Consider the following 19271-nt stretch of genomic DNA (forward strand, 5'->3'; position numbering starts at 1 on the left):
TTCCGAAGCGGGGTACGGACGACGACACCGAGGGTCGGGAACAATGCACCCCCTTGTCATGAAATGACGGGTGCACCTCGGGGCGGCCTCAGGGGTTCAGCAGCCCCCGCAGGACGTGGTCGACGATCGCGTCCGCGTAGTCGTGGGTGAGCGGACCGGTGCGCAGCAGCCAACGGTGGGTGACCGGGCCGACGAGGAGTTCCAGGGCGACCCGCGGGTCGGCGTCGGCGCGCACCTGCCCGGCCCCCTGGGCGGCCCGCAGCCGGGCGGCGTACAGCTCGAACGAGGGGGTGAGCAGCTTCTCGACGAATTCGGCGCCGAGCCCCGGGTCGACGATCCCCTCGGCGGCCAGCGCCCTGGTGGGCGCCTCGAAGGCGGGGTCGTTCAGCTCGTCGACGGTGGCCCGCAGGACGGCCTTGAGGTCGGCGGCGAGGTCACCGGTGTCCGGGAGCGCGGGGGCGGGCTCCCCCTCGGCCCCTCCGGCGTTCCGTTCGCCGAGGGCGATGAAGGCGTCCAGGAGGACGGCCGCCTTGGACGGCCACCAGCGGTAGATCGTCTGCTTGCCGACACCGGCCCGGGCGGCGATGGCCTCGATGGTGGTCCTCGGGTAGCCCACCTCGCCGACCAGGCCGAGCGCCGCGTCGTGGATCGCGCGGCGCGAACGTTCGCTGCGGCGGCTGGAGTCGGGCGTCCGGTTCTCTGTCATGGCGGCCAATCTAGCAACGCCACGAGTCGATACGTATCGTCTCTCCTCGCCTCCCCTCTCCCTCCCGGTCCGCCTCCCCCGGGCCCTTCTCCCGCGTCGTTACGGAACCACCCGATCGGATCACTGTGCGCCGGGCCCCGGAGAGCGGACCATGGGCTCACCCACGCACACACCCGTGCGCTGTCCCCGGCAGGTGACCCCTGCCTTTCGTGAGGAGCATGCATGCCTCGTGAAGCCACACCCCGCCGTTACCTGATGTGTGCGCCCACGCACTTCAGGGTGACGTACTCCATCAATCCCTGGATGGATCCCAGCAAGCCCGTGGACCTCCCCCTGGCCCAGACCCAGTGGGAGGACCTGCGCGACCGGTACCGCGCCCTCGGGCACACCGTGGAGCTGCTCACGCCCCGCCCCGACCTGCCCGACATGGTGTTCGCCGCCAACGGCGCCACCGTCGTCGACGGCCGGGTGCTGGGCGCCCGGTTCGCCTACCGGGAGCGGTACGAGGAGGCGGGGGCCCACCGCGAGTGGTTCCGGGCCAACGGCTTCACCGAGATCCACGAGCCGGACCACGTCAACGAGGGCGAGGGCGACTTCGCGGTCACCTCGTCGTACGTCCTGGCCGGGCGGGGCTTCCGGTCCAGCCCGCTCTCGCACGGCGAGGCGCAGGAGTTCTTCGGGCGCCCGGTGATCGGGCTCGATCTGGTCGACCCGCGCTACTACCACCTGGACACGGCCCTGTCCGTGCTCGACGACGCGGGCGACGAGGTCATGTACTACCCGGAGGCGTTCTCGCCGGGCAGCCGCGCGGTGCTCGCCCGGCTCTTCCCCGACGCGTTGATCGCCCGGGAGGCGGACGCCGCGGCGTTCGGCCTGAACGCGGTGAGCGACGGGCTCCACGTGCTGCTGCCGCAGGGCGCGACGGGGCTCTTCGACCCGTTGCGGGCGCGGGGCTTCGAGCCGGTGCCGATGGATCTGGGCGAGCTGCTGAAGGGCGGCGGCAGCGTGAAGTGCTGCACGCAGGAGCTGCGGGCGTGAATGGTCGGGCCGCCCGCGGACGGGCGGCCCCCGGAGCCTGCCGGGCGGCCTGCCCGGCAGGCTCTCAGTCCTGCTCGCCCGGCGGCGGCCAGGCGTCGCCCCACGCGACGTCCCGGGCGGCCCGGTAGAGCCCGCCGTGCCGCTTGGTGACCGTGGAGCGCCGCAGGGCCTCGTCGCGGGTGCACAGGTCCAGCAGCACCTGCCCCTTGCGGATCTGCGGCTTGCGGACGACCCGTTCCCGGACCGGCCCCGCCTCGAAGCGGGTCGCCACGACGTAGCTGAACTTCTCGTCCTCGTACGGCAGCGAGCCGCCCTTGACCTGCCGGTGCAGCGAGGAGCGGCTGACCCGGGCCGAGAAATGGCACCAGTCCGTGCCCGGTTCGATGGGGCAGGCGGCGCTGTGCGGGCAGGGCGCGGCGATCGTCAGGCCGGCGGCGATCAGCCGGTCGCGGGCCTCGATGACGCGGGCGTAGCCGTCGGGGGTGCCCGGTTCGACGACCACGACCGCCTGCGCCGCCGCGGCGGCGGCGTCCACGAGGGCGGCGCGGGTGTCCGCCGTGAGTTCCTTGAGCACGTAGGAGACGGTGACCAGGTCCGCGGCGGCGAGGCCGGGGCCCTCGCCGATCCGGGCCCGGCGCCACTCGACGGCGCGCAGGGCGGGGGTGCCGGAGAGCTCCGCCAGTTCGCGGCCGAGGGCGAGCGCGGGCTCGGACCAGTCCAGCACCGTCGTCCGGGTCCCTTCCCAGACCCCCGCCACCGCCCAGCCGGCCGCTCCGGTGCCGCCGCCCACGTCGGTGTGGGTGGCGGGGGCCCAGTCGGGGGCCGCCTCCCGCAGGGCGTCGAGGGCGGACCGTACCGCCTCGAAGGTCGCGGGCATCCGGTACGCGGCGTACGCGGCGACGTCGGAGCGGTCGCGGAGCACCGGCGCGTCGGTGGGGGTGGTGCCGCGGTAGTTGGCGATGAGCCGGTCCACGGCCCGGGCCGCCTGCCGGGGCGGCAGGCCGTCGAGCAGTCCGGCCAGTGCCGCACGCAGTGTTTCCGCATTGGGGAGGGTGGCGTTCACCGACGAATTGTAGGCAAAGACGACGCACCCGGCGCCGCCGCGCTATCCGCGTAGAACTGCGCGGAATCCGAACTGCCGCGATGCCTGCCCAAGTTGCTACGCTGACCGCCGCGAGGTCGGGATTACCCATCGAGGGGAACCATGAGACAGAAGATCGTGCGCCTGGTTCTGGTCGGCGGAGCACTCGTGCTCGTCATGCTTCTTCTGTTGGCCACGTGCGGAAGTGGCGAGAAGAGCAACGACGAGCCGAAGAAGCAGACCAAGAAGGGCCCGGCCGAGGTGACCCAGCTCACCGTTCCCTCCGCGTACGCGCCGGAGAACGGCTGGGAACTCATCGGCACCTCCCCCGACTACGCGCTGTCCCGGACGACGGGCCGTCTCGCCTATCTGGTGCGGGAGTCGGACACCAAGTACCAGCTGCGGACCATCGATTCGAAGACCGGGCAGCCCGGCTGGCACGGGGAGAGCTGGCGGCCCCCGTCCCCGAAGCACTTCCCGCGGCTCCTCCAGGTCACCGTCGACGACCACGAGTACTTCGTGACGTGGGCGTACGGAAAGGTCGGCGAGAACGCGCTGACCCCCGCCGACACGATCGTCTCGCTGGACGTCTACGACGTGGAGGACGGCTCCCGGCGGCGCGTCGAGGTGCCGTGGAACTCCGTACCGACGGTCTCCACCACCGGCCCCGGCATCCTCATCAGCGACGGCCGGACCAACAGCACGGTGGTCGACCCGGTGACCGGCCGGGTGGCGGACGTGGCGCCCTCCGCGCTCAAGTACCCGAAGGGCTGCAAGACCTGCAAGCAGCTCACCGAGGTGCGCGGGCTGACGCAGAAGGGGCTGCTGGTCAGCGGGTCCAGGGAGTTCTGGGTGCAGGGCGGCTGGTTCAGCCGCAACGTCGCGCCCAAGGGGACGGACAAGGTCAGCGGGATCCCGACCTCGGTGCTCCCCGGTCTGATCCTGGCGAAGTGGCAGCTCGACAAGAAGGCCAAGCGCGCCGCCACCCACGACCTGTGGGCGGTGCACGACGCGGAGTCGGGCAAGACGCTGGCCTCGGTGCAGTGCAGCAAGCCGGCGATAAAGCCGGGCCAGTACCCGCAGCTGGTCGCCGCCCCGTCGGGCAGCTACCTGGTGGCCGGGCCGCTCGCCTTCGACCTGGCCACCAAGCGCGGGTTCTGCTTCGAGGGGGCGGACGGCACCAAGCCGCTGACGCTGGCGTCCGTGAACGACGAGGGCGTCGCGTACGGCGCGACGAGCGCGCGCAACGCGGCCGACGTCCTGGCCGGCGGCGGCTCCCCCGTCGCGGTCGCGGTCCGCAGCGGTTCGACGGGCGCCCTGCCGTCCAACGTGCGGCTGCCGGGCGGGGAGACGGCGGACGGGGTCGGGCTGTTCCGCTGGACGGACGAGAAGGACCGCCCGCATCTGATCGGCTACCCGAGGTCGGCCTCGTAGGGCCGCCCACCGGACCGTGACGGGCCGGACGGACCGGGTGCACCGCCCGGGTCCGTCCGGCCCGTCCGGTTTTCCGGAACTCCTCCGGCCGCCCGAAAACGCGGTCGCGCCGGGCCGTGCCCCGTTGCCACAAGGGGACACGGGGATCTGGACCGACGCCTTCGTCGCGCCCCCGGAACCGGCTCCGCTGCGGCCGGAGGCGTTCGGCCGGCTCGCGGTCGAGCCGGCGCGCGAGCGCGTGGTCCGGACCTCGTGGGCGCTCCTCGCGGGCAGGCTGTGCGTCAACGCGAGCCTCGACCGGGGCAGCGTCAGCGGGCAGGCCCGCCGGGACCGGCCTCCCGTCGGTACGGTGCTGCGGACCGAGGAGTACCCGGGTGAGGTGCCGGAGGACGATCCCCCGCCCTGGGGGCCCTCGTCAGGAGGCCGTCGACGTCCGCTGCCAGGGCCGGCACATCCCGAGGAAGCAGGCCAGCGCGCCCACCCCGCACACCAGCTGCACCAGGGCCATCGGAACGGCCGTGTCCTCGCCCGCGATCCCGACCAGCGGGGAGGCCACGGCACCGATCAGGAACGACGAGGTGCCGAGCAGCGCGGAGGCGGACCCGGCGGCGTGCTTCGTGCGCATCAGGGCCTGCGCGTTGGTGTTCGGCGCCGCGAGCCCCATCGCCGACATCAGCACGAACAGCCCGGTCGCGACCGGTACCAGGCCCACGTCCCCGAAGACCCCGGACGTCATCAGCAGCAGCGCGGTGGCGGCCAGCACGATGGCCGAGAGCCCGAAGGTCAGCACCTTGTCCAGGCTGACCCGGCCGACCAGCAGCTTGCCGTTGATCTGGCCCACGGCGACCAGCCCGATCGAGTTGACGCCGAAGAGCAGGCTGAACGTCTGCGGCGAGGCCCCGTAGATCTCCTGCATGACGAACGGCGAGGCGCTCACGTACGCGAAGAGGGCGGCGAAGGCGAGGCTGCCCGCGATCATGTAGCCGGTGAAGACCCGGTCGGCGAGCAGTCCGCGCATGGTGCGCAGGGTGTCCCCGATCCCGCCGGTGTGCCGGTCCTGCGGCGGCAGGGTCTCGTGCAGCCACTTCCAGACGACCAGGGTGAGGACCAGGCCGACGAGGGTGAGGACGGCGAAGACGCCCCGCCAGTCGGTGAACCGCAGCACCTGTCCGCCGATGAGCGGCGCGATGATCGGGGCGACGCCGGAGATCAGCATCAGGGTGGAGAAGAACCTGGCCATCTCCACGCCGTCGTACATGTCGCGCACCACGGCGCGGGCGATGACGATGCCCGCCGCACCGGCCAGGCCCTGGAGCAGGCGGAAGCCGATGAGGAGTTCGACGGTGGGGGCGAAGACGCAGAGCGCGGTGGCGACGACGTAGACGATCATGCCGAGGAGCAGCGGCCCGCGCCTGCCCCACCGGTCGCTCATCGGTCCGACGACGAGCTGTCCGAGCGCCATGCCGGTGAGGCAGGCGGTGAGGGTGAGCTGGATGGTCGCGGCGGGGGCCCGCAGGGACTCGGTGACCGCGGGCAGGGCCGGGAGGTACATGTCCATGGAGAGCGGCGGCAGTGCGGTGAGGCCGCCGAGGACGAGGGTGACCAGGAGTCCGGTGCGGCTGGCCGCCCGGGTGGCGACCGGCCCGCCCGGGGGCGTTTCGGCGGCGGTCCCGTCCGCCCTGCCGGGCCGGTCGGTCTTCCGGTCCGTGGTTCCGGTGCCGGGGGCGGTCACCGGCTCCGCCGTCCCGGTTCCGGTGGTCGATATGTGGGTGCGTTCCTGCTGGGCCCGGCTTGCGCCGCTCTCCGGCATTGTCATCTCCATGTCGTTGAATCCGCATCTATGCTCTCAGCTCAGCTGGACTGGTCGAGACCTTCCTGGGGAGCAGTCATGACGGGCATGGACAGGGTCGTGCGGTGGGGCGTGCTGGCCACCGGCGGCATCGCCGCGACATTCGCCGGGGACCTCCGGTCGTTGCCGGGTTCGGAGGTGGTGGCGGTCGCGTCCCGCACGGAGACCTCCGCGCGGGCGTTCGCCGAGCGGTTCGGAATACCCCGGGCGTACGGCGACTGGGCCTCGCTCGCCGCCGACGACGAGGTCGACGTGGTGTACGTGGCGACACCGCACTCGGCGCACCGGGAGGCGGCCGCGCTCTGTCTGGAGGCCGGGAAGCACGTGCTGTGCGAGAAGGCGTTCACGCTCAACGCCCGGGAGGCCGAGGAGTTGGTGAAGCTCGCCCGGGACCGGGGGCTCTTCCTGATGGAGGCCATGTGGACGTACTGCGATCCGGTCGTCCGGCGCATGACGGAGCTGGTGCGGGACGGCGCCATCGGCGACATCCGCACGGTGCAGGCCGACTTCGGGATCACGGGTCCTTTCGGGGCCGGGCACCGGCTGCGCGACCCGGCGCTGGGCGGTGGCGCGCTGCTGGACCTCGGGGTCTACCCGGTCTCGTTCGCGCAGTTGCTGCTGGGCGAGCCGGACCGGGTGCAGGCGGACGCGCTGCTCTCCCCCGAGGGCGTCGATCTGCACACCGCGATGCTGCTGGGCTGGTCGGAGGCGGGCGCCTCGGCGCTGCTGAACTGCTCGATCGTGGCGGACACCCCGCGGACCGCCTCGATCACCGGCACGAAGGGGCGGATCGACTTCCCGCCCGGCTTCTTCCACCCGGAGCGGTTCGTGCTGCACCGGCCGGGACACGATCCCGAGGAGTTCACCGCCGAGGGCTCCGGAGCCGCCGGCGAGGGGCTGCGCGGCCTTCAGTTCGAGCAGGCCGAGGTGGCGCGGGCACTGCGGGCGGGCGAGACGGAGTCGCCGCTGGTGCCGCTGGACGGTTCGCTCGCCGTGATGCGGACGCTCGACGCGGTACGGGACCGCATCGGCGTCCGCTACCCGGCCGACGGCTGAATCAGGCGGGCACGAGGCCCTGGTTGCCCACCTCCGTGACGAAGGAGGCGGCGGTCGAGAGCGGCGCGCCGGGGGTGGTGACGGCCGACACCGTGCGGTAGTCGGCGCGCGCCTGCTTCTGGTCCAGCGTGACGACGGCGTAGCCGCGCCGGCCGTTGAAGAACTTCAGGTGCGGGTTGGCCCGCATCTGGTTGTTCCAGCTGCCGGGCCGGTCCGAGCCGTCCTTGCCGCTGGTGATGGACGTGGCGACGATCTCCGTGCCGACGGTGCGCGAGGACGGGTCGCCGAAGTCCTTCTTCAGGTCGAAGCCGTAGCCGACGTGCACGTCGCCGGTCAGCACCATCAGGTTGTCGATGCCCGCCGCCTCGGCGCCCCGGATGATCCGCTCCCGGGACGCGGGGTAGCCGTCCCACGCGTCCATGGACACCTTGAACGCGTCGGTGGGGACGTCGTGCCGCTGGGCGAAGACGACCTGCTGGGGCACGACGTTCCAGATGGCCCGCGAGGCGTGCCAGCCGTCGAGCAGCCAGCGTTCCTGGGCGGCGCCGGTCATGGTGCGCGACGGGTCCTCGGACTCCGGTCCGGGCTTCTGCCAGCCGTCGCCGTACGCCTGGTCGCTGCGGTACTGGCGGGTGTCGAGGATGTCGAACTGGGCGAGCCGGCCGAACTGGAGGCGCCGGTAGAGCTTCATGTCGGGGCCGGCCGGCCGCTGCGGGGTGCGCAGCGGCTGGTTCTCCCAGTACGCGCGGTAGGCGGCGGCCCGGCGCAGCAGGAACTCCTCCGGCGGGACGTCGTTCTCGGGGGTGCCGCCCGCGTAGTTGTTCTCGGTCTCGTGGTCGTCCCAGGTGACGACGAAGGGGTGCGCGGCGTGGGCGGCGCGCAGGTCGGGGTCGGACTTGTAGAGGGCGTACCGCAGCCGGTAGTCCTCCAGCGTGACCGTCTCCCGGTTGAAGTGGGCGGGGAGCCTGCGGTCGGTGTGGTTGCGGGCCCCGCCGGTGGCGTTGACGGCGTACTCGTAGAGGTAGTCGCCGAGGTGGAACACGACGTCCACGTCCTCCTGGGCGAGGTGCTTGTACGCGGTGAAGTAACCGTCGTGGTACGCCTGGCAGGAGACGGCGGCCAGGCTCAGCTCGCTGTTGCGGGCGCCGCGGGCGGGGGCGGTGCGGGTCCGGCCGACGGGGCTGGTCCAGGTACCGGCGCGGAAGCGGTAGTAGAGGACGCGGTCGGCGTCGAGGCCCTTGACCTCGACGTGGACGCTGTGGTCGAACTCCGGGTGGGCGGTGACCGATCCGCGCCGGACGATGCGGGAGAAGCGCTCGTCGCGGGCGAGTTCCCAGCGCACCCGCACCCGGGCCCGGGGCAGTCCGCTGTCGGCCTCGTACGGGCGCGGCGCGAGTCTCGTCCACAGCAGGACCGAGTCGGGCAGCGGGTCGCCGGAGGCGACGCCGAGGGTGAACGGATCGTCGGTGATCTTCCGGGCGTCCAGCTCGGCGGCGCTCGCGGTGCCCGCGGTCGGCAGGTTGACCGAGAAGGCGAGCGCGGCGGCGGCACCGGTGACCGTGAGGAAACGGCGGCGGCCGATGCTCCTGGCGGCGTCGCGCATCTCCTGCTGGTGCGATGAGTGCGTCATCTGTCCCTCCCCTTACTGGTGGTGTACTCGGCCAGTCCACCGGTCCGGCACATCGAGCGGCTGTCGTGTTCGCGTCGATCGGGCGTCGGGGGGATGAGTAATGCGGCAGGAACGGGTTCACGGGACAAAGCGCCCACGCGTGGCCGGGAGCGGGGCCCGCCCCCGGCGACCGGCCGTGGGGCGAACCGCCTGCCCCGCGCGCCTTCTTGACCCCCTATGACCCCATGCGTCCCGGGTGCTTCGGGACGGGAAGGGCGTACGCTGCGGCCCCATGAGCGACAAAGCGTTGAACTCGGATGCGAAGACGGCGGTCGTGACGGGCGCGGGTTCCGGGATCGGCCGGGCGGTGGCGCTCGCCCTGACCGGCGCCGGCTGGTCGGTGGCGCTCGCGGGCCGGCGTCCCGGGCCCCTCGCCGAGACCGCGATGCTGGCCGGGGCGGACGCCCGGGTGATCACCGTTCCCGCCGACGTGTCCCGCCCCGAGGACGTGACGGCGCTCTTCTCCTCGGTCCGGGAGTGCTTCGGCCGTCTCGACCTGCTCTTCAACAACGCGGGGACGTTCGGCCCGGGCGCCGTGCCGGTCGAGGACCTCTCGGTGGAGGACTGGCGGGCGGTGGTGGACGTGAACGTGACGGGCGCGTTCCTGTGCGCGCAGGCCGCGTACCGGCTGATGAAGGAGCAGCACCCGCAGGGCGGCCGGATCATCAACAACGGCTCGATCTCCGCCCACGCGCCGCGCCCCCACTCGGTCGCCTACACCACGACCAAGCACGCCATGACCGGGCTGACGAAGTCGCTGTCGCTGGACGGCCGTCCGTACCGGATCGCCTGCGGTCAGATCGACATCGGCAACGCGGCCACGGACATGACCGAACGGATGCGGACCGGCACCCTCCAGGCCAACGGCGAACTCGCGGTCGAGCCGGTGATGGCGGCGGCGGACGTGGCCCGGACGGTGCTCCACATGGCGGAACTGCCGCTGGAGGCGAACATGCAGTTCGCCACGGTCCTGGCGACGACGATGCCGTACGTGGGACGCGGCTGAGGAAGCGCGCCGCACGCGGGACGTCCGTCACGTGCCGGACGCGGCCGGCGGCCCCCGCCCGAACCGGGCCCCGGGCGGGGGCCGTTGCCGTCCACCGGAAGGCGCACCCCCCGGCCGGGCCGCCCCCGCCGCCCTCTATGCTCACAGTTCTTCACGAAAGCTCCACGGAAGGACCACAGCATGCGCATACGCGTCGCGGCGCCCCTCGCCCTGGCCGCCGCCACCGCCCTGGCCGGCCCCCTGTTCGTCACGGCCCCGGCGTCGGCCGCCCCGCACCAGGCCGGACTGCACCTCGGGAAGATCCAGTACGACAGCCCCGGCAAGGACAACCGCAGCAACACGTCCCTCAACGCCGAGTGGGTGGACATCCACAACAACGGCAAGTCCAAGCTCCAGCTCAAGGGCTACAAGCTCAAGGACAACACCGGCTACACGTACACCTTCGGCAGCTACACCATCGGCGCCGGCAAGACCGTCAAGGTCCACACGGGCCGGGGCAAGAACGCGTCGGGCCACGTCTACTGGAACCGCGGTTCGTACGTCTGGAACAACACCGGCGACAAGGCCCGGCTGATCAAGCCGAACGGCAAGCTCCAGGACTCCTGCTCCTGGACGAGGTCGAGCAAGGGCACCAAGAACTGCCACTGACCCCGGTCCGGCCCCCGTCGCGGCCCGCACCGGCCCCGCACCGCCCTTCGGGGCGGCCCGGACGACCGGCCGGGGCCGGTCCGGGCGGCCGGGGAATGCCCCGGGCCGCGACGGGGTTGATCAGCGGTATGCCCCAGAATCCAGCCACCGAGGTCCTGCGCTACACCGCGTTCTCCGCCGACCCCCGGGGCGGCAATCCGGCAGGAGTCGTCCTGGACGCGTCCGGTCTCGACGCGCCCGCGATGCTCGCGGTCGCCGCGGAACTGGGCTACAGCGAGTCCGCGTTCCTGACGGGACGGTACGAGCCGGACGGCGCGGCCCCGGCGACCGGCCGGGGGTACGCCATCCGCTACTTCAGCCCGAAGGCCGAGGTCCCGTTCTGCGGCCACGCCACCGTGGCGACGGCCCTCGCGCTGGCCGAGCGCGACGGCCCCGGCGAGCTGGTGTTCAGCACCTCCGCGGGGCCGGTGCCGGTCACCGTCGTCCGGGAGGGCGGCGAGCTCCGCGCCACGCTCACCAGCGTCGAACCGCACGTCGCGCGGATCGCGCCCGACGACCTGGCCGAGGCGCTCGCCGCCCTGGACTGGCCGGCCGCCGACCTCGACCCGGCCCTGCCGCCCCGGATCGCCTACGCGGGCGCCCGCCACCTGGTGCTGGCCGCCGCGACCCGCGAACGCCTCGCCGACCTCTCCTACGACTTCGCACGCCTCGAAACCCTCATGCACCGGCTGGATCTGACGACGGTTCAGCTGGTGTGGCGGGCGGCGCCGGACGTCTTCCACGTCCGTGACCCGTTCCCGGTCGGCGGTGTGGTCGAGGACCCCGCCACCGGCGCGGCTGCCGCGGCCTTCGGCGCCTATCTGCGCGCGGAGGGCCTCGCCCCGGACAGCGCGGTCCTCACCCTCCACCAGGGCGAGGACATGGGCCGCCCCGGCACCCTCACCGTCGAGCTGCGCGCGGGCGACCCCCGGGTGCGGGTGAGCGGGACGGGAACCCGGATCGACGCCTGACGGCCCCGGCCGGGGCGGGCCGCCCGGGGACGGCTCCGGGCGGCGTTCCCGTCACGCGTCCCGGCCACCGATCAGCGACATCAGCAGCGCGTGGGTGCCGGCGTCCGCGGCGGCCACGAGTCCGCGACCGCCCCGTTCGACCGGGACGCCGTCCACGCCGGTGACCACACAGCCCGCGGCCCTGCACAGGGCGATGCCGGCCGCGAAGTGGACGCTCCCGGACAGGTCGCCGCCGTCGGTGACGTACGCGGCGCGCCGGCCGGCCGCGACCCAGGCCAGGGCCAGCGTCGTGGACCCCACCCGCGGCCGGAACCGTTCGACGAACCCGGGGCGGGCCAGCAGGTCCGTGGCCCGGAACGCGGGCGCGCCCGGGAACGGCGGGTCCAGGTTGACGTCCACCAGCCGGGTGTCGGAGGTGGGCACCAGGGGCGCGTCGGCCCCGTCCCGCCGCACCCGGGCGGTCCTCCCGTCGGTGAGGAAGACCTCGCCGCCGAAGGGGTCGGCCACGGCCGCCGCCCCGCCGCGCAGCGCCACGTTGACGGCCACCAGCATGGTGCCGGCCGCGTAGTTGAGCGTGCCGCACAGGGGGTCGACCAGCCACTGGCGCACGGAGTCGGCCGCGCCCCGCTGTCCGCCCTCCTCGCCGAGCACCGCGTCCTCGGGCCGGGCCGCGCGGATGACGTCGAGGATCGCCCGCTCGGCCGCCACGTCGGCGGCGGTGGCGAAGTCCCCGGCGCCCTTGTCGATGCGGTCGAGCCGTCGGCCGTACATGCCGCGCACCACGTCCGCACCGGCCCGTGCCGCGGCTGCCGCGACCTCGGAATCATCGGTGTCCACACAGGAGTTGACCATGCCGTGCAGGGTAACGGCGCCGCCCGCCGGGGGTCCGGACCGCCCTCGGAGCCGCTTCTCCAGCAGGGTGACCCCGTAGACGTGGCCGAGGCCGCCGTCCTTCAGGTGCTCGCGGACGGTCTCGTAGCCCGCCGCTTCGTAGTACTCCCGGAGCCGGGCGTTGTCGGCCAGGCAGTCGAGCCGGCAGAGCGCGCGGCCCGCTTCGGCGATCCGGGCCTCCGCCCGTGCCAGCATCCGGCGCCCGGCGCCCGGGGGCGCGACGCGGCGGTCCGTCATGAGCCGGTGGACGTAACCCGCGTCCGGGGCCTGCGGGCCCCAGGCCGCCGGGTCGTCCCACCACAGCTCCCAGGCCCCGGCGAGGGGCCCGTCCGCCCCGAGGGCGGCGAGCCAGACCTCGCCCTCGTCCAGCCGTTCCCGGAAGTGCTGGAGACCGAGTTCGCCCGGCTTCCACTGGTCGATGCCGTGCGCGATCTGCCACCGCGCCGCGTCGTCCCGCAGCCGGACCAGCTCCGGCAGATCGGGCTCGCCCGCGCGGCGGAAGCTCAGGGGCACGTGCTCCGCCGTGCCGGACCGGGAAAGAAACTGGCCATCGGATATCTCGTTGCTCACATGCGGGCACCCTATGCCTGCCGACGGATGGTACGAAGTCCGTCCCGAGTGCCGGGGCCCGGCCCCCCGGACCCCATGACCGGTCCTCACCACAGGAGTTGTCGATGTCCGTCCGCAGAGTCGTCCCCAACCTCCGCACCACCGGCGTCCCCACCACCGAGGGAATGCGGCGGAGCAAGGAGTTCTACGGCCGGCTGGGGCTCCAGGAGGTCATGAACCACGGCTGGATCGTGACGCTCGCCTCGCCGTCGGAACCCTCGGTGCAGCTGAGCCTCATGGGCTCCGACGCGACCGCCCCGGTCTCGCCGGACATGAGCGTGGAGGTGGAGGACGTGGACGCGGTCCACGCCGCCATGAAGGAGAGCGGAGCGGAGATCGTGTACCCCCTGAGCGACGAGGAGTGGGGCGTGCGCCGCTTCTTCGTGCGCGACCCGGACGGCCGGGTCGTCAACGTCCTGGAGCACCGCTGACGGCCTCCGGCACGGCGACGGAGTCGTCCTCGTACGGGAGGATCCGCCGCAGCAACCCCTTGGGATGACCTCGTTTGCGCCATTCCCTCGGGTAGCCGATGGAGACCTCCTCGAAGCGGACGCCGTCGTACCGGGTCGTGCGGGGGATGTGCAGATGGCCGTAGACCATCGCCGCCACGTTGAAGCGCCGGTGCCAGTCGGCGGTGAGTTCCGTCCCGCACCACTGGGCGAACTCGGGGTACCACAGCACGGCCATCGGGTCGCGCACGAGGGGCCAGTGCCCGGCGATGACCAGCGGGATCTGCGGGTCGTGCGCCGCGAGCCGCCGTTCCGTCTCCGCGACCCGGGCCCGGCACCAGGCGTCCCGGCTCGGGTACGGGTCGGGGTGCAGCAGGAACTCGTCGGTGCACACCACCCCCGTCCGGTGCGCGTACTCCAGGGACTCCTCCTTGGTCGTGGTGCCCGGCGCCCGGAAGCTGTAGTCGTACAGCAGGAACACGGGCGCGACTGCCACCGGTCCGCCCGGCCCCCGCCACAGCGGATACGGGTCCTCCGGCGTGGTCACCCCGAGGCTCCGGCACAGCTCGACCAGGTGCTCGTACCGTCGCCGGCCCCGCAGCTGGACGGGGTCGTTCTTGGGCGTCCACAGCTCGTGGTTCCCCGGCGTCCAGATGACCCGCGCGTACCGGTCCGCGAGCAGCCGCAGCGCCCACTCCACATCGGCCACCCGCTCCGCGACGTCACCGGCGACGATCAGCCAGTCCTCGTCCGATTCCGGCCGCAGGGACTCGACGAGGGGGCGGTTGTCCGCCATTCCCACGTGGAGGTCGCTCACCGCCAGCAGAGAGCCACGGCTTCCAACGGCACGATCGGACATGCGGAACCTTCCCGGGGAACGGCTGGAACAGATGATCCAGCACCTGGCGGGCATGAATCCTCCTACGGTCACTCAGCTTGGCAGGAGAGGCGCATGGGGTTCGACGTGGGGGCGCGTGTTCTGACGGCGCCTCGCCCGGTCCGCTCGGCGGAATCGACGCCTCCGGGCGGATCGGCCCCGCCGGTACGGCCGCCCGGAGGGCTCCGCCACTCCCCCGGGGCCGGTGAGGGGGCCGATCGGTGGCTTTCGGGACTGGCGGCCGGAACGAGCGGGGGCATGATGGAGAAGTCCGTGGCCACGGGTACGGACGCGGACGCACGGGCCTTCCGGGAAGGACGCGGGCATGCGACGACCGGGGCACGCGGTGCGGAGAGCGGCGCCCGGCGCGGAATCATGGACGGCGCCGGGAAAGGGAGCTGAGTACGTGGTGGACGGAAAGACCCTCCCGGGCGCGGCCGTGCACAGCGGACTCCCGTTCGCGGACGGCGCGGCCGGGGCCCTGCTCGACGCCGGGGGACGAGTCATCGGCTGGACCCCGGCGGCGGCGGAGCTGCTCGCCCTGCCCGCCGAAGCCGTCTGCGGCCGTCCGGTGCGGGAACTGCTCGCGGATCCCGGCGCACGGTCCGGGCTGTGGGTCGACCGGTCGCAGGGCGGCCGGTCCGGGGCCGTCCGGTCCGGCGAGGCGGTGGTGCGTACCGGCCGGGGCGAGAAGCTGGGCATCGTCTTCCAGGTCCTGCCCCTGGCATGCGAGGAGCCCGTCCCCGGTACCGGGACTTCCGCGGAACCGGCGCGGTACTTCGTGCTGGGGGCTCCCGCCGGGATGGTCTCCCGGTGGCGGCAGGACCGGGCGTTCACCCGGGAGCTCTTCCTCCAGGACCGGCTGGGCCTCGCCGTCTTCGACGAGGAGCTGCGGCTGGTCAGGACCAACACCCATCTGTTCCCGTACACCGGTCTCCCGCCGGACCTGCGCGGCCGGCGCCTCGGCGACTTCCTGGAGGCCGACGGCGCGGCGGCGGTCGAGCGGCGGCTGCGGGAGGTCCTGCGGACGGGCCGGCCGCTGATCCTGGCGGAGGAGCGGGTGCGGACCATCGAGGATCCCGCCGGCGGGGCGGTGATGGCGGTCTCGGCGTTCCGGCTCCAGGCGCCGGACGGGCAGGTCTTCGGCGTCACCGCGCTGTTCACGGACGTCACCGAGCAGCGCCGTTCCGACGAGCGCCTGGCGATCCTGCACCACGCCACCGCGGCCGTCGGCGGGTCGCTGTCCGTCACGGGCACCGGCGAGGAGCTGGCCGCCGTGCTGGTGCCCGCCCTGGCCGACGCCGCCGTGGTGGAGATCGCGGAGGCGGTGTTCACGGGCGAGGAACCGGTCCCGGGCAAGGACGGACGGCTGCCGCTGCGCCGGACCGCCGTGGCGGGGGAACCCGCGACGGCGGTACCGGCCGACACCGCGGTCCCGGCCGACACGGGGCCGTCCGTCACCGGCTCCCCCGCGTCGATGACCGCCCCGCTGCGGGCCCGGGGCAGCTTCCTCGGCCGGGTGACCGTGCGGCGCGCGCCCGACCGCCCCGACTACGAACCGGCCGACCTGGACCTGTTGTGCGAGATCGCCGCACGCGCGGCCCTCGCCCTGGACAACGCCCGCCGCTACACCCGGGAGCACCGGTCGGCCGTCGGCTTGCAGCGCAGTCTGCTGCCGCCCGCGCAGGCCGAGACGGTCGCCGTGACCACGACCGGTTTCTATCTGCCGGCCGATCCCGCCACCGGGGTCGGCGGCGACTGGTTCGACGTGATCCCGCTCTCCTCCGCCCGGGTCGCCCTGGTCGCCGGGGACGTCGTCGGCCACGGGCTGGGGGCCACCGCCACCATGGGGCGGCTGCGCACCGCCGTCCGCACCCTCGCCGACCTCGAACTGGAACCGGACGAGCTGATGGTGCACCTGGACGATCTGGTCTCCCAGCTCCGCGACGAACCCCACGACCTCACCCGACCGGACGACGACGGGGCGCCGCCCGAGGGCTGGACCGACCCGATCGGCGCCACCTGCCTGTACGCCGTCTACGACCCGGTCTCCCGGCGCTGCGCGATGGTCTCGGCCGGGCACCCCCCGCCCGCCGTCGTGGCCCCGGACGGGACCGTCTCGTACGTGGAGCTGAACCCCGGGCCGCCGCTGGGCGTCAGCGGTCTGCCCTTCGAGACGGCCGAGGTCGAACTGGCCCCCGGCAGCATCCTCGCGCTCTACACGGACGGGTTGATCGAGGGACGCGACAGCGACCTGGACGAGGGCATGGCCGAACTGCGCCGCCGCCTGGCCCGCCCCGGCGCCATCACCGCACCGTTGCGGGAGCTCGGCCAGGAGATCATCTCCGGCCGGCCCGAGCACCACCTCGCCGACGACGTCACGCTGCTGCTCGCCCGTACCCACGCGGTACCGCCCGGGAACACGGCTGTCTGGCCGGTGGACCCGGACCCGGCCGCCGTCGCCCGGGTCCGGCAGGAGGCGGCCCGGCAACTGCGCACCTGGGGCCTGGAGGAGCTGGTCTTCACCACCGAACTGGTGCTGAGCGAGCTGGTCACCAACGCCATCCGCTACACCGGCGGCCCGGTCGAGGTGCGGCTGATCCGGGCGGCCCAGCTGACCTGCGAGGTCTCCGACCCCAGCGCCACCCAGCCCCGCATGCGGCGGGCCCGGCTCACCGACGAGGGGGGCCGCGGCCTGTATCTGGTCGCGCAGCTCACCACGCGCTGGGGCAGCCGCTACACCCGGCGCGGCAAGACGATCTGGGCCGAACAGCCGCTCCCGTCCGCGAACGGTCCGCGAGCGGACGGGGACGTTCCGGTCCTGGAAATCCCGGGGTTCCTGGACGGGGAGGTCCTGGAGCCGTGACCGGCACGGGGCCGGGCCCGCGCGCCGCCCTCGCGGACACGGCTCCCCCGCCCCATGCCGACCACGGCCGCGTCGGGGCGGCACCGGCCACGGCCCCCGCCGCCTCACGCACGGGCGAACTCCGGGAACTCCGGGGATCGTTGTGGCGTCGGTCCCGGTGTGGCCGAACCCTCACCGAACCCCGCCCCGCCCGAGTGGCCCCACTGCGGCCACGGCGCCGCCCCCGCGACGGACCCGATCGGCTGCCGCGGTGTCCGCGCCCCGGGCCGCACCGCGTGCCTGCCCCATCTGGAGGAACGTGATCGCGACCGCTTCCTCACCGGCCTCGGCCCCGGCGACGACATCGACCTCCGGGGCTGCACGCTCACGGAGAGCCTCTGGGACGACATCTGCTCATCGCTGGAGAACGAGGCGGGCCCCGAGTTCGGGCATGCCCGGCTGGACGAGGTGGTTTTCGAGGGCGACACCGTATTCGATCACGTCACGTTCGGCAGAGCCGATTTCACGGGAGCCGTGTTCACCGGTGCCCCGTCCTTCGTGAACTCCCACTTCACGGAGGCCGCTAAATTCGAGGGTGCGGAGTTCGGCGGCACCGTGAACTTCGAGGGCGGCCGATACGAGGGACCCATGTTCTTCGATCGGGCCGCATTCCTCGGAGACGCGATATTCAGCAATCTCGAATTCCGCTTCGGAAGCTGGCTCAACCACACCCGATTCGAACGCGATGTCTCTTTTCTGGGCTGCAAGCTCTACGGCGGATTCTGGCTCGGCGAGTCACATGTCGCGGGATCGACGCACTTCCTGGACTGCGCCCTGGGCCCCACCGCGCTCAACGGAACGGTCTTCTCCGGGGAGACCGACTTCGACCGCGTGTCCGTCGCGGGCGGCTGCAACCTCGAACGGGCCCGCATCCACCCGGCACCGCTCTTCGGCCCCATCGTCTGCGAAGGGCCCGTGAGCCTGGTCGACGCACAGATCACGGCATCGACCGTGATGGACATCTCGGCCACCGAAATATGGCTGAACGGCGCCACCTTGCAGGAGTCGGTGACCCTCCGGGCGAGATACGCGTCGGTCGACCTGGCCAGGGCCCGTCTCTTCTTTCCCTGCACCGTCACGACGGACCACGCCCCCAGCGAACGGCCGGATGAATCCGCCCTCGCCTCCCACGCGCTGTCGGCCGTCACGTCCGATCAGCCGATTCGGCACTGGACGCACGACCTGGTCACCGCATCGATCGTTTCCCTCAAGGGCGTCGACGCCTCCTTCCTCCTCCTCTCCGATGTCGATCTGACCCGATGTGAGTTTTCCGGCGCGCACCATCTCGACCAGCTCCGCCTCGAAGGGTACTGGCATCTCGGCAACTCACCCCATTTCGATACCTGGCGCGGCGTTCTTCCGTTCCAGCCGGCCCGACGCCTGGTGCTGGAGGAGGAACGGAAATGGCGGGCGCTGCGCAACCGGCGCGACTACGAGGCACAGGGGTGGGGGCGACGCCCCGACCGGGAACAGGACGTCCCGGGGCTCGCGACCCTCACCACCACCTACCGCCAGCTCCGCAAGGCCCGCGAGGACGCCAAGGACGAGCCGGGCGCCACGGACTTCTACTACGGCGAGATGGAGATGCGCAGGCACAGCCGGAGGTGGAACCAGGCGGAACGGTGGCTGCTCCAGGCGTACTGGCTGCTGTCCGGCTACGGTCTGCGTGCCTCACGCGCTCTCGGCTGGCTCTCCGCCTCGATGTTCGTCACCATCCTGCTGATGATGGGTTTCGGACTCCCCCAGTCCGCACCGAAGCAGGAGGCGACGGGGGTCGTCCCGGCGGGCGGGGGCAGGGTCTCCTTCGAGATCGACAAGGAGGACCCGAAGAACCCCACCGGCGACCGGTTCACGGCGAAGCGCTTCGAGAAGGCACTCGACATCACGCTCAACTCGGTGGTGTTCCGTTCGAGCGGCCAGGACCTGACCACGGCCGGCAAGTACATCGAGATGGTGTCCCGGTTCTCCGAGCCGGTCCTGCTCGGTCTCGCGGCGCTCGCCGTCCGGGGGCGTGTGAAACGGTGAACGGGAAAGGGGTGTCCC

General features: G+C 72.9%; 15 protein-coding genes and 1 pseudogene. 9 read left to right on the forward strand and 7 right to left on the reverse strand.

Features of this window, described 5'->3' with window-relative positions; all coding sequences use genetic code 11:
- Positions 1 to 88: 88 nt before the first annotated feature.
- Complete coding sequence (locus tag ACFYW1_RS31075) at positions 89 to 706, reverse strand: TetR/AcrR family transcriptional regulator (protein WP_389000587.1); 618 nt, start codon at positions 704 to 706, stop codon at positions 89 to 91.
- 222 nt (positions 707 to 928) lie between these two features.
- On the opposite strand from ACFYW1_RS31075, the gene ddaH reads away from it, so the two are divergent.
- Entirely contained in the window at positions 929 to 1744 is an 816-nt protein-coding gene (ddaH, locus tag ACFYW1_RS31080) for a dimethylargininase (protein WP_389000590.1), read from the forward strand.
- A 64-nt stretch (positions 1745 to 1808) separates the two neighbouring features.
- On the opposite strand, the gene ACFYW1_RS31085 is transcribed toward ddaH, so the two are convergent.
- Positions 1809 to 2807, reverse strand: coding sequence for a small ribosomal subunit Rsm22 family protein (locus ACFYW1_RS31085; protein WP_389000593.1), 999 nt, complete (start codon positions 2805 to 2807; stop codon positions 1809 to 1811).
- Positions 2808 to 2948: 141 nt separating this feature from the next.
- Here ACFYW1_RS31085 and ACFYW1_RS31090 point away from each other — a divergent pair, with 141 nt between their 5' ends.
- On the forward strand, positions 2949 to 4259 hold the full coding sequence (locus tag ACFYW1_RS31090) for a hypothetical protein (RefSeq protein ID WP_389000596.1): 1311 nt from the start codon (positions 2949 to 2951) through the stop codon (positions 4257 to 4259).
- A gap of 415 nt (positions 4260 to 4674) precedes the next feature.
- Here the strand turns inward: ACFYW1_RS31090 and ACFYW1_RS31095 are convergent, their stop codons facing one another.
- Positions 4675 to 6069, reverse strand: coding sequence for a multidrug effflux MFS transporter (locus tag ACFYW1_RS31095; RefSeq protein ID WP_389000706.1), 1395 nt, complete (start codon positions 6067 to 6069; stop codon positions 4675 to 4677).
- An 87-nt stretch (positions 6070 to 6156) separates the two neighbouring features.
- Here ACFYW1_RS31095 and ACFYW1_RS31100 point away from each other — a divergent pair, with 87 nt between their 5' ends.
- Positions 6157 to 7164 (forward strand): Gfo/Idh/MocA family protein, encoded by a 1008-nt coding sequence (locus ACFYW1_RS31100; protein ID WP_389000709.1) that lies wholly within the window; start codon positions 6157 to 6159, stop codon positions 7162 to 7164.
- Position 7165: 1 nt separating this feature from the next.
- Here the strand turns inward: ACFYW1_RS31100 and ACFYW1_RS31105 are convergent, their stop codons facing one another.
- Positions 7166 to 8794 carry an alkaline phosphatase D family protein gene (locus tag ACFYW1_RS31105; protein ID WP_389000599.1) on the reverse strand — a complete coding sequence of 543 codons (1629 nt, stop codon included), beginning with the start codon at positions 8792 to 8794 and terminating at the stop codon, positions 7166 to 7168.
- Between the two features lie 271 nt (positions 8795 to 9065).
- On the opposite strand from ACFYW1_RS31105, the gene ACFYW1_RS31110 reads away from it, so the two are divergent.
- From ACFYW1_RS31110 to ACFYW1_RS31120, 3 genes are all read left to right on the forward strand, one after another.
- Positions 9066 to 9839, forward strand: coding sequence for an SDR family oxidoreductase (locus ACFYW1_RS31110; RefSeq protein ID WP_389000602.1), 774 nt, complete (start codon positions 9066 to 9068; stop codon positions 9837 to 9839).
- Positions 9840 to 10019: 180 nt separating this feature from the next.
- A complete protein-coding gene (locus ACFYW1_RS31115; protein WP_389000605.1) occupies positions 10020 to 10487 on the forward strand; it encodes a lamin tail domain-containing protein in 468 nt (155 codons plus the stop codon).
- Positions 10488 to 10615: 128 nt separating this feature from the next.
- Positions 10616 to 11497, forward strand: a complete 882-nt coding sequence (locus tag ACFYW1_RS31120) for a PhzF family phenazine biosynthesis protein (protein ID WP_389000608.1) — start codon at positions 10616 to 10618, stop codon at positions 11495 to 11497.
- 51 nt (positions 11498 to 11548) lie between these two features.
- Here ACFYW1_RS31120 and ACFYW1_RS31125 read toward each other — a convergent pair whose 3' ends face one another.
- Entirely contained in the window at positions 11549 to 12349 is an 801-nt protein-coding gene (locus ACFYW1_RS31125) for an inositol monophosphatase family protein (RefSeq protein ID WP_389000712.1), read from the reverse strand.
- A gap of 90 nt (positions 12350 to 12439) precedes the next feature.
- Positions 12440 to 13051: pseudogene (locus ACFYW1_RS31130) on the reverse strand (GNAT family N-acetyltransferase); the annotation flags it as partial.
- An 11-nt stretch (positions 13052 to 13062) separates the two neighbouring features.
- On the opposite strand from ACFYW1_RS31130, the gene ACFYW1_RS31135 reads away from it, so the two are divergent.
- A complete protein-coding gene (locus ACFYW1_RS31135) occupies positions 13063 to 13428 on the forward strand; it encodes a VOC family protein (protein WP_389000611.1) in 366 nt (121 codons plus the stop codon).
- Here the strand turns inward: ACFYW1_RS31135 and ACFYW1_RS31140 are convergent.
- A complete protein-coding gene (locus ACFYW1_RS31140) occupies positions 13406 to 14263 on the reverse strand; it encodes a metallophosphoesterase family protein (protein WP_389000614.1) in 858 nt (285 codons plus the stop codon). The genes ACFYW1_RS31135 and ACFYW1_RS31140 overlap by 23 nt on opposite strands.
- Positions 14264 to 14729: 466 nt before the next feature.
- Between ACFYW1_RS31140 and ACFYW1_RS31145 the strand changes: the two genes are divergently transcribed.
- Positions 14730 to 17189: a SpoIIE family protein phosphatase gene (locus ACFYW1_RS31145; RefSeq protein WP_389000617.1), complete on the forward strand. Its 2460-nt coding sequence runs from the start codon at positions 14730 to 14732 to the stop codon at positions 17187 to 17189.
- A 159-nt stretch (positions 17190 to 17348) separates the two neighbouring features.
- Positions 17349 to 19253, forward strand: coding sequence for a pentapeptide repeat-containing protein (locus ACFYW1_RS31150; RefSeq protein WP_389000620.1), 1905 nt, complete (start codon positions 17349 to 17351; stop codon positions 19251 to 19253).
- Positions 19254 to 19271 lie beyond the last annotated feature (18 nt).

Source organism: Streptomyces sp. NPDC002669, assembly GCF_042889165.1.
GTDB lineage: Bacteria > Actinomycetota > Actinomycetes > Streptomycetales > Streptomycetaceae > Streptomyces.